At 64.1% G+C, this 10,313-nt stretch carries 9 protein-coding genes; 2 read left to right on the forward strand and 7 right to left on the reverse strand.

Features of this window, described 5'->3' with window-relative positions; all coding sequences use genetic code 11:
• Positions 1–30: 30 nt before the first annotated feature.
• Positions 31–1,137 carry a PrpF domain-containing protein gene (locus ACFYOW_RS07585; RefSeq protein WP_387286065.1) on the reverse strand — a complete coding sequence of 369 codons (1,107 nt, stop codon included), beginning with the start codon at positions 1,135–1,137 and terminating at the stop codon, positions 31–33.
• Between the two features lie 194 nt (positions 1,138–1,331).
• Between ACFYOW_RS07585 and ACFYOW_RS07590 the strand changes: the two genes are divergently transcribed.
• The gene (locus ACFYOW_RS07590; protein ID WP_387285462.1) at positions 1,332–2,261 is read left to right on the forward strand and encodes a LysR substrate-binding domain-containing protein; all 930 of its coding nucleotides are present in this window, start codon (positions 1,332–1,334) and stop codon (positions 2,259–2,261) included.
• 467 nt (positions 2,262–2,728) lie between these two features.
• Here the strand turns inward: ACFYOW_RS07590 and ACFYOW_RS07595 are convergent, their stop codons facing one another.
• A complete protein-coding gene (locus ACFYOW_RS07595) occupies positions 2,729–3,646 on the reverse strand; it encodes an SDR family oxidoreductase (protein WP_387285464.1) in 918 nt (305 codons plus the stop codon).
• Between the two features lie 137 nt (positions 3,647–3,783).
• Here ACFYOW_RS07595 and ACFYOW_RS07600 point away from each other — a divergent pair, with 137 nt between their 5' ends.
• The gene (locus tag ACFYOW_RS07600) at positions 3,784–4,986 is read left to right on the forward strand and encodes a sigma-70 family RNA polymerase sigma factor (protein WP_387285466.1); all 1,203 of its coding nucleotides are present in this window, start codon (positions 3,784–3,786) and stop codon (positions 4,984–4,986) included.
• Here ACFYOW_RS07600 and ACFYOW_RS07605 read toward each other — a convergent pair.
• From ACFYOW_RS07605 to ACFYOW_RS07625, 5 genes are all read right to left on the reverse strand, one after another.
• Complete coding sequence (locus ACFYOW_RS07605) at positions 4,965–5,276, reverse strand: hypothetical protein (RefSeq protein WP_387285468.1); 312 nt, start codon at positions 5,274–5,276, stop codon at positions 4,965–4,967. The two genes, ACFYOW_RS07600 and ACFYOW_RS07605, sit on opposite strands and share 22 nt — an antisense overlap.
• Positions 5,277–5,458: 182 nt before the next feature.
• Positions 5,459–6,403 carry an LLM class F420-dependent oxidoreductase gene (locus ACFYOW_RS07610; RefSeq protein ID WP_387285470.1) on the reverse strand — a complete coding sequence of 315 codons (945 nt, stop codon included), beginning with the start codon at positions 6,401–6,403 and terminating at the stop codon, positions 5,459–5,461.
• 86 nt (positions 6,404–6,489) lie between these two features.
• On the reverse strand, positions 6,490–7,488 hold the full coding sequence (locus tag ACFYOW_RS07615) for a sigma-70 family RNA polymerase sigma factor (RefSeq protein WP_387285472.1): 999 nt from the start codon (positions 7,486–7,488) through the stop codon (positions 6,490–6,492).
• A gap of 58 nt (positions 7,489–7,546) precedes the next feature.
• On the reverse strand, positions 7,547–8,023 hold the full coding sequence (locus tag ACFYOW_RS07620) for an SgcJ/EcaC family oxidoreductase (RefSeq protein ID WP_387285473.1): 477 nt from the start codon (positions 8,021–8,023) through the stop codon (positions 7,547–7,549).
• A 792-nt stretch (positions 8,024–8,815) separates the two neighbouring features.
• Positions 8,816–10,144: a cytochrome P450 gene (locus ACFYOW_RS07625; RefSeq protein ID WP_387285475.1), complete on the reverse strand. Its 1,329-nt coding sequence runs from the start codon at positions 10,142–10,144 to the stop codon at positions 8,816–8,818.
• Positions 10,145–10,313: the final 169 nt, after the last annotated feature.

The following is a 10,313-nucleotide window of genomic DNA, read 5'->3' on the forward strand; positions in this document are numbered from 1 at the left end:
AATTCCCGGCGGCTCGCCGGAGCCTGACCGTCATGCGGAGCCGGCCAGGACCGCAGGCGGCGTGACGAAGAGCTCTGCGGTAGCGATGCGCCTCGCGGCTCGGTGCAAGGTGACCGATTCGAGGCCTGCCTCCGGTATCGCGGCGATGTCGAGGTGCAGGACACCGGCCGCGGTGCCCAGTCGAAGGGACCCGGGCCACCGGATGCGGGCATTGTCGGCGACAACGCTGCCGGACACGGTCACCGCGGCCGCCACCGCGACAGCCGAGGTGAGCCCGATCGCGGGATGCGGCGCGAGCATGGAGACCATCCGGACCGAAACGTCGTATTCCTCGGCGCTGATATCCTGCCCCGCGCTGGTGCGGTAGTCGCGTGGTGGGCCGATGATGCCGACCTTCGGGATCGCCTGCGAAACGGGAGCCCCGGCTCGGTTGAGCCCCATCCGCAGCGAGGATTCTCCGCGTAGCGCGATGAGCAGGGGCACGTGCTCGGCGATCACCTGATTGTCCTCGGCGCCGGTCAGCCCCAGGTCGGCGGCATCGAGCAGCGCGGCGGGGGCACCGGCACTCACCAGGGTGGCTCGGTAGTCGTTGTCACCGACCGTGACCCGGTCCCACGCCGCACCGGTCGGCAGTAGTGATCGGTGGTCGGCGGCCAGGTCGGTGAAGGTCAGCGAGACCGGGACGCCGAGCGCGCTGGTGCCCGGGACCGCGGCAGTGCCCTCGGCGGGGACGATCCCACCCGGGGTGGCGATCTCGGCGGTGAGGATCGCGCCAGTGTTCTCATTGCGCATGCGCACCGTCGTGGTCTCGGCGTCGACCGGGACGAGCCCTGCTTGCAGCGCGTACAGACCGATCGCTGTCGCGCAGTTTCCGCAGTTGCTGCCCCATTCGACTTGCCGGTCCCCGATCGCCACCTGGGCGAACAGGTAGTCGATGTCGATGCCGCGCGCGTTGGAGCGCCGGACGATCGCGGCCTTCGATGTGGTGGAACTGCCGCCGCCGACACCGTCGAGTTGGCGGGGGTCGCCCGAGCCGAAGGCCGATGTCAGGATCGCGTCGACCCCGCCCGCCGGAACGATCAAGGGGTCTACATCCACCGCGTTGAAGAGCCAGCACTTGCTGGTCCCTCCGCGCATCCAGGTCCCGCGGAGTGTGAACACCAGTCCGGCCGCCTTTCACTCGTGAAGAGGATTTGTGAAGCACCGCACAATCCGAACTCGTTCATGAGCTGGGTCACGGTGACAGGGACAAGCGTGCGTCATCGCAGGCTGGAGTACAATTTCGAAAATATCGATAAGGATTAACTTCTACTAAACACTGGAGCTGCGCCGTGCTCGATACTCGTCGCCTGTTGCTGCTGATCGAGGTGGTGCGCGCAGGCTCCATCACGGCAGCCGCGGCCAGACTCAGCTACACGACCTCCGCGGTCTCCCAGCAAATCGCCAAGCTCGAGAACGAGGCCGGCCAACCGCTGCTGGAACGGCATGCGCGCGGCATCCGGCTGACCGAGGCAGGGGCAACGCTGGCCCGCCGCGCCGAGCGCATCGAGACTCAACTGCTTGCCGCGCGCAGAGAGCTCGACGACATCGCCGGACTCCGCTCGGGCACCGTGCGGATCGGAACATTTCCCACGGCCGGATCCAGCCTGTTGCCGTCGGTGGTCAAACTGTTCAAGGCTCGTCATCCCGCCGTGGCGTTGACTGTGCGCAGCTCCCGCTTCGCACAACTGCGCGCCATGCTCGATACGCGCGAGGTCGAACTGTCGCTGCTCTGGGACTACGCGTGGGCTCGCGTCAACGATCAGGAGCTCGCGGTGCATGAACTCCTCATCGATCCACCGACACTCGTCGTATCGGTCAACCATCGCTTCGCGGATCGGAAAACAATCGCGATGCGCGAACTCGCCGACGAGCAATGGATTATTCGTGCGGACCAGCATCCAGTCGGGCTCGCCCTGGAAAGGGCTTGCAACGCAGCAGGATTCACCCCTTTCGTCGCATTCGCGGCCAACGATTATCAGGAAGCACAGGCGATGGTGGCGGTCGACCTCGGCGTTTCGCTGGCACCCCGACTTGCGCTGTCGAATCTGCGAGAAGACGTCCGCGTGATTCCGCTGACCGACGGAGCCCCGTCCCGGCGAGTTCTGCTCGCGCACTTGGCCGAACAGCGTCTCACTCCAGCGGCGAACACGCTCCTCGAGACGTTCGAGGAAGTCGCCAAGGGCTTTGTCGAACGATCCCTCGCGAGTCGCGGCTACTAGCGTGTTCCTGGAAGGTCATGTGTCTTGACTTGATCCATCCGGGTTGCGGGGCGGATTCACCGTCACACCACTACCTTCACCGATCATCGCCGCCGTCGCGCGGCGGGGTCGGTCTGTGCTTGCCACCGGACCAGCGCCGCTGCGGACGGCCGCGCATATTTCCCCAGGGATCTCACCGAGGTGTGCCTGCTCATGCGCATCAGCATCGGCGTGAACGATGTAGTCGCCGTGTCCGGGCACCTGTCGAGTACGGCAGCTCCGCCCAGCGCAGCACGGAAACGGTTCGGATAACGACACAAACGCGACAAAGCCGCAGGCCATTGACCTGCGACTTTGCCGTTCTGTTGGCCTAACGCAACACCACCCGAACACTCTGGTTGCCGCCGGTCCTGAGATTCATATCAAGCCTGTTGCGACTAGAGCTCTGAACACAACGGGTGGTCGCCGATGACCGGCAACCGCCTCGCTCAGGCCGGGGCGGCCGTCTGCCAGCCTGATGCCCACAGATTGGCCGGGCTGGTCTCGCCCCGGAAGATCGCAGCGTTGCGCTTGGCGAATTCCGCGAACGATGTCGGCCGGATTCCGAAGCGACCGAAGATCTCTACGTGCGGCTGCGATTCCGGACCACCCGCGCGCCGCAGGGCGAAGAGATCATCAAGGTCCTTCGCGAAGCGTTCCGAAATGCCCGCGGCGATCATCTGTTCCATCTTCGCGGCCGGATCGATATCCACATAGGTGATCGAATTACCGATCACCTCGGACAGCACCGCGCAGACCTCGGTCATAGGCAACGCTTCCGGCCCGGTCAACTCGAAGCACGCGCCTTCGTTGCCATCACTGTGCAGCACCTGATAGGCCACCTTGGCCACATCGTCGACATCCACTGGGGCAAGGCGGGTTTCCCCAAGCGGCTGTGCGAAGAAGCCCCGCGCCTGCATCGTCGGCACTTCACGATAGTAGACCTGCATGAATTGGCTCGGTCGCAGAAACGTCCACGGCACATCCGAACTCGCGAGATACCGCTCGATTTCCGCATGCATGCGACCGAAGCGAAACGGAGAGTCCAGTTCGGCTCCGAGTCCGGACACCTTGACGATGTGATGCACATGCGCGGCTTTCGCCGCATCGATCATGTTCAGCTGCGCTTGGACCATGTCGTCGTCCGCACTGGAGATCAGCATCAACTTGTCCACGCCGTGCACCGCCGCGCCAAGGGATTCCGGATCCAAGAGATCGCCGTGCACCACCTCAATCCCCGCTACCCTGCCCAGTTCGTCCCCCTTCACCCGATTCCGCACCAATACCCGGACAGGCCTCCCCTGCCGAACGAACTCTCGCACCACAGCCGAGCCGGTCAGACCGGTTCCTCCGGTAATCAGGATCATCGAATATCTCCTTCGCTGGCAATGCGGCGAATTCCGCACCCACTGATGTAGACCGCACCGATCCCGAGAACTGACCACAGTGCGTCGACGGGAATCCTGAAGACCGAACTCGCGTTCTCCGACGGGTGACCAGCAGCATGGCCGCGCGAGCTGATGCCGCGCTGATCCAGATCCACGAGCGATATCGCCAAGAGCTCGCCGGCTTCTGCTACCGCATGTTGGGATCGCCCTTTGACGCCGAGGACGCGGTCCAGGAGACATTGCTGCGGGCCTGGCGTGGCATGCACGGGTTCGAAGGTCGGGCCTCACTGCGAGTCTGGCTCTACCGCATCGCCACGAATGTGTGTCTGGATATGCTCCAGCAACGAGGGCGTCGGGCGCTGCCCATGCACGTGGGCCCGGCGGGCAACGCGGACGTGAGCCTTGGCGAGGCCGATCCCGGCGATACTTGGGTGCAGCCGGCGCCCGATACCCTGGTGTTGCCCGCCGACGCCGATCCCGCCGATTTGGCGATCCTGCGGGACACCGTGCGGCTCGCGTTCGTCGCCGCGCTGCAACACCTTTCGCCGCAGCAGCGTGCCGTGCTGATTCTTCGCGATGTACTGCGCTGGCGCGCCAATGAGGTGGCCCAGCTGTTGGACACCACCGTTGCCGCCGCCAACGGTATGCTGCGTCGCGCCCGAACCAAGCTCTCGGGCCTCACCCCCGCCGATTCCCGTGTGAATCAGCTCGACGCCGGTCAGACCACGCTGCTGCGCCGGTACGTCGAGGCATTCGAACGGAGCGATATCGACGCACTCATCGGGCTGCTGCACGAGGACGCCACACTGTCCATGCCACCGTACCGCCTATGGCTGTCCGGAGCCGACGAGATCGGCCGCTGGTTCGCCCGCGACCCCAACCCCTGCGCAGATTCCCGTGTTGTTCCATTGCACGCCAACGGATCTCCAGCATTCGCGAGCTACCACACGGCCGTCGGCCGCACAGACTACTCGGCCTTCGCAATCCATATCCTCACCTTGCGCGACACCCGCATCGCCGGAATCGACCTCCATCTCAACCCCGAGCTGTTCCGGCTATTCGGTCTCCCCGTCCGCCTCGAATTAGAAGATCCAGCCATGAAAAAGGCCGGTTCGGGCGGCTCGGGGGTCGTCCCCTCGGCAATACACGGAACGAGAAAGGCTCATGCTCTCCGTGAGCATGAGCCTCCTACGAGTGGGCCCAACGCTCCACAACCCGAACTCTCTGGTAGTGGTCGGCCATGGAACGGCAGCGACTCTATGGGTTCGCCGACCCGCCACCCCAATGGCTGCCGACCTCAGCCGGGCGTCACGGCATAATCGGCTTCGCCGCGGAACACAGCAGCGTTTCGCATCGCGAATTCCGTGAACGTCGTCGGCACAACGCTCAGCCTGTCGTGGGTGTCCTGTTGTACGGCGGCCCGGCCCAGTGCTCGACGCTCGGCGAACAGTTGGCCGAACGCCATCGCTCGTTCTGGCGGGTAGCCTGCGGCAATCCACTCACGCTGTTTGTCCTCGGGTGGTACGTCGACGTAGCGGATCTGGCGACCTACTGCGGCAGAGATGTGCCGCGCAATGTCGACCATGCCGAGAGCTTCTGGTCCCGTCATCGAGTAGCTGCGACCTTCGTGGCCTGTCGTGGTGAGCAGGGAATACGGTCGCCGAGCCGGGACGACCTGTCGCGCCTGTTATCAGGATCATTCTTGGGTTCCTTGTCTCGAGCATGCGGCCCCATAGCCGCCATGAAGAAATCCGGGTCCGGCGGTACCAGATGCGGACCGTGCCGGCTGGTTCATTTGCGAATGAACGCGGAGGCAAAGGTGCGCAGTGTTTCTGGGTTGAGGGCATCGGCGAATCCGACGATCAGTTCATCGACTCCCGCCCGCTCATAGACATCGAGTCGTCGGCCGATCGTGTCGAGTGTGCCCACGAGTCCGTAGTCGGCAAGTTGGCCGGGAAAGACCATCGGAGCCCACGGCGGGACTGCCGCTCGGGCTTGTTCGTCGGTATCGGCGATGATGCAGTAGGACGTGGAAGTCTTTGTGATCGTGGAGAAGTCTCGCCCAATGTCGGTGCAGTGCTTGGCAAGGATGCCGTATTTACGGGAGACGTCGTCCGGTGGTTCCTGCACATTGCACAGATCGCCGTATTTGGCGACGAGCTTGAGCGTGACCTTCTCGCCGCCGCCGGCGATCATGATCGGAATATGTGGTTCTTGCGCACCACGCGGCTGATTGATCGCCCGGTCGGCCCGGAAGTGGCTGCCGTCGAAGCTGGTTGCCTGCCCGGTCCACATTGATGTGATGATCTGCAGCGATTCCTCGAGTCGACGCATCCGCTCGGCTGTGGCCGGGTAGTCGTAACCGAAGGCGCGGTACTCGTCCTCGTACCAGCCCGCTCCGATGCCGAACTGCAAGCGCCCGTTGGCAATGACGTCGAGGGTCGAGGCCATCTTCGCCAACAGGGTCGGGTTTCGGTACCCGTTGCCAGTCACCAGTTGGCCGAGCTTGATGCTCGTGGTCTCCCGGGCCAGCGCGGCGAGCGTGGTCCACACCTCGAACACGTACGCGCCGGGTGGCCCGAAAGGCATGAAATGATCTGGAGCCCAGATTGTTTCGAAACCACACTGATCGGCGGTGACGGCGAGTCCGCGGATCGTCTCGAACGCTGCCACCGGGTCGGTGTAGCCGTAGAATTCCTGAGTGGTTCCGGTCGGGAGATAAAAGCTGAGTTTCACTGTGCGCCGGTCCTTTCGCGACTGTGGGCACACGCGGCTGGCGTGTCACTGGTTGAGACCATGCCCGCAGGTAAGAGGAATCGGGCTCACCGAACCTCACCGGTCAGCGACCCGGCGATCTCCGGGAATCCGAACGCAGGCACCAGCGTGGGATCGAGGAATGCCGTGATGCCGGTGACATGGTGACCGTCGATAGCCAGGACCGCCACCCCGAACGCGACGAACTCGTCGTCGAGATGCCCGCGAAAGTAGGCGACAGCTGCCGGCTGACCGTTGGCGATTGTCGGATACATCCGGAAGTGCCCGGCCTCTCCGAGGACCCACCGAGCCAGCTGTGCGACACACGACCGCTTACCCGACTGCCACGAGCGCAAAGGAACGGATTCGAGAGTGGCGTCGTGTCGCAACAATTCGGTGAGGGCGGCGATGTCGGCGTACTCGAACGCCTCCATGTATCGCTGAAGCAGGGCACGGGCCTGCGGTGAATCCGGCTCGATCACGGCATCATCTCTCGGTGTCACCTGATCGAGTTTGGCTCGGGCGCGCTGCAACGCGCTTTTGGCGGCCACGACGCTCATCTCCAGCATGTCGGCGACTTCTGCAGCCGGGTAGGCGAGCACTTCGCGCAGGATGAACACAGCTCGCTGGCGTGGCGGCAGATGCTGCAGGCTCGCCACCAGCGCCAGACGCAGGTTGGATCGGGACGCCACGATCTCGGCGGGGTCCGAACTATCTGAGAGCCGGTCAGGAAAGGGTTCGAGCCAGAGCGGACCGGGCTCAACCGGTTCAGCGAATTCCGTCATGGCCGGACCAAGTCCGGATGGCAGGACCCGGCGCTGCCGGCCCGCCACCGCCGTCAGACAAACGTTGGTCGCGATCCGATACAGCCAAGCGCGTACCGATGAGCGTCCCTCGAACGACTCCCAGCTGCGCCAGGCACGCAGGTAGGCGTCCTGGACGAGATCCTCGGCCTCGTGGACGGACCCCACCATCCGGTAGCAGTGCGCGATCAGTTCCCCCCTGTACATCTCGGCCTCGCGCAGAAACTCATTCCGGTCGATCTCGGGCGAGACTGTCGGTTGCATGGCAGCTCCTTCGGCAGTGGCCGGTGTCATTGGTGTGGACCCTCACAGCGGCCGAGATTCACCGGTAGAGAGGCCGCCTGTTGGGGGGGCTCGCATGGCACGTCTCGAACAGCCACTGCCCGAAATGCTGGGCGAGCACCCATGTCGACCATTCCCAGAGTTCGGCCGGAGGTACGTCGGCACCGGAAAGGACCGTGACACTCTTGGTGATCGCAATGGCCGTATCCGGGGTGAGAAACCGGATGTTCTGCACTTCGTGGACGCGCCGCGAGTTCTTCAGTGGGCCCGCGAAAGCAGCCCCCATCGCTGCTCGAATGCCATCCCGATTCGGCAGGTAGATGCCCGGTAGGATAACGGTCGCACCCTCGGCATAGCAGCTGACAAAAGCTTCGGTGTCGCCTTTCGCCCAAGCCGCGACGGCGTCGTCGAAGACGGCGCGGATGGCGGTATCCGCCTCGGCCGAGGCGCTGGAGGCATTGCCTGCGGTCATGGTTTTCCCTTCGGTCGCGAACGTGCCACCCCAGTCGGTGGGCACCTCTCGCAATAGAGACCCGAGTGGTCGTGCAAAGGAATCGCAGCCATCTGACACCAATAACTACTGGCGCATCAGGGGTCCAAGGGCAGCGCCCGCCGGGCGGCTTTCAGGGCTGCGCCCCGAACGGCACGCCGAACGAGAAAGGCGAGCGCTCTCGCGAACGCTCGCCTCCGACGAGTGGAGCTAAGGGGACTCGAACTCGAACCCCTGACTGACCCCCATTTTTGGAGTTCGAGTGGTCTCACGGTGTCGACGCTCTTCGAATTCCGGGTCTGGCACACATTTCGTGATCGGCTACTCCCGGTAGAGCCGGCGCTCCAGCAAGGTGTCGTGCCGGCATTCGCGGGCAACTCCGGGTGCGGACGGGCACGCGCTGAGAAGATTTACTGCCCAACCGATCTGAAGCCTTTAGGAATCGTGCCAGGCGGTTGAGCCTGCTTGATCGTGAGGCATACGCGGCGCTATGTGCGTGATGTCTCGAGCGCGCCAGCCGCTGTTCGAGTTCGGTGAGGAATGCTCCAGATTGGAAGTAATCTTGCCCAGTATCTTTGGGGCGTAAGCACCAATTTCCTCCCCCTCGTCCACGCTCTCCCGTGCTCTATAGCCATCCACTTCAGGACTGCCCGGCGGCCCCACGTCTGACAGCGAAATTCGTGTTACAAGAAGAAGGAAGAGGCTGCCCGCCTGACGAATTGGGCAGGCTGCCACCCGGAGCCGTCCCAGAGAATAGAACGACGACTGCGATCGCTTCGCCGTGGATCCTCCCACGGGCGATCACAACGCGAAGGCATGTCAGCGGGGCAGCAGGGTGATCCGGGCGTTGTGGGCGGGGCTGAGACCGGTGTGGTAGCGGCGTGGGGGTTCGACCGGGCCGGGGACCGTGTCGATGCGGCGATGTTCGAGGACAGTGCGGAAGAGGATGCGCGCTTCCGCGAGGGCGAATTGGGCGCCCAGGCAGCGATGCGGACCGGCGCCGAATGTCAGCCAGGTGTGTCCGTTCGGTCGCTCGTCGAGGAAGCGTTCGGGGCGGAAGACCATCGGGTCCTGGTAGTGCTGTTCTGATTCGTGAATGAGCAGGATCGGGACGATGACGATGGCTCCCTTGGGGATGTGGACACCGTTGATCACGGTGTCGCGTAGCGCTCGTCGGCCGGTGAACGGGGACACCGGGCGCAGCCGCATCGTTTCGGCGACCACGGCGTCCAGGTAGGCATCGAGCCTGGCTTGGTCGCCGGAGTCGGCCGCTGCGTCCAGTTCGGCCATGGCCGCCGGGTGGCCGGCCAGCATGGCGGCGATCCAGCCGAGCGTGATCGCGGTGGTCTCGTAGGCGCCGAGCAGAATGCCGCGCAGGTTGCGGGCCAGCGCGGCGTCGTCGTGCTGATCCAGATCGGTGCCGACGTACCGTGACAGCACATCTTTCCGGTTGTTCGCGTAGTCGGGGTCGGACCGGCGGGCGGCGATCTCCTCGATGATGACGGCGTCGACATCGGCTTGGCGGCGACCGAGCGGCGGGTAGGGCGGGGTGTATCCGCCGAACAGCGGCGTGAGCAACGTGACGGCGAGGAAGCCGCGACTTTCGATCTCCCCGAACCACTCGCTCACCGCCCGCTTGAGTCGGTCCCTGCGGGCCGGAGCCACGTCACCGAAGACGACGCCGAGCAGCACACCGATGGCCAGGTCGTAGCCGACCTTCAAGAACTCGATCGGTTCACCGACCGGCCAGGTGGGCAGTTCGCGCTCGACCACCTCGACCATGAGATCTTCGTAGGACCGCAGTGCCTTGTTCTGGAACGGCGGAGAGAACAGCCGGCGCTCGCGGCGGTGCTCGTCGCCGTCGAGGAAGATCAACGTCTGTTTGCCGAACATCATGTCGTGGCTGGATAACCGGCTCAGCACCTGCCCGATCGAGAAGTCGTCGTGGTTGGCGAACAGTTCTCGAACATCGTCCATGTCGTGGGTGACAAGCATGGTCGGGAATCCCGGCGGCGAAACGACGAACCGTTTCCCGAGTTGCAGCAAGGGGGAACTGTGGGTGCCGGGGCGCAGCAGTCCTCCGAGTTGCCCGAGATGGCGGGTACGTAGTCGAGGAAGTTGGTGCAGCGAGACCAAGGTGTCTGACACGTAGCCATACTCACCGTTGGCTCGACAATGCGCAAACTCGAAATCCCCACAGCGACAACGGACATCGAATGGCTGCTGCCCCTATTTTTCGGGGCGCACGGCGGCTACGTCGAATTTGCCGCCCCGGGAAAATGGCGTAACGATGGCTATATTGTGACGCTGTTAGTCG

The sequence above is a fragment of the Nocardia sp. NPDC006982 genome, assembly GCF_042869435.1.
GTDB lineage: Bacteria > Actinomycetota > Actinomycetes > Mycobacteriales > Mycobacteriaceae > Nocardia.

What these genes read in the sequence shown, in the direction of transcription:
- ACFYOW_RS07585 (WP_387286065.1), bottom strand. Translation starts at nt 1,137, where the DNA reads ATGCGCGGAGGGACCAGCAAGTGCTGGCTCTTCAACGCGGTGGATGTA.
- ACFYOW_RS07595 (WP_387285464.1), bottom strand. Translation starts at nt 3,646, where the DNA reads ATGATCCTGATTACCGGAGGAACCGGTCTGACCGGCTCGGCTGTGGTG.
- ACFYOW_RS07600 (WP_387285466.1), top strand. Translation starts at nt 3,784, where the DNA reads ATGGCCGCGCGAGCTGATGCCGCGCTGATCCAGATCCACGAGCGATAT.
- ACFYOW_RS07605 (WP_387285468.1), bottom strand. Translation starts at nt 5,276, where the DNA reads ATGACGGGACCAGAAGCTCTCGGCATGGTCGACATTGCGCGGCACATC.
- ACFYOW_RS07615 (WP_387285472.1), bottom strand. Translation starts at nt 7,488, where the DNA reads ATGCAACCGACAGTCTCGCCCGAGATCGACCGGAATGAGTTTCTGCGC.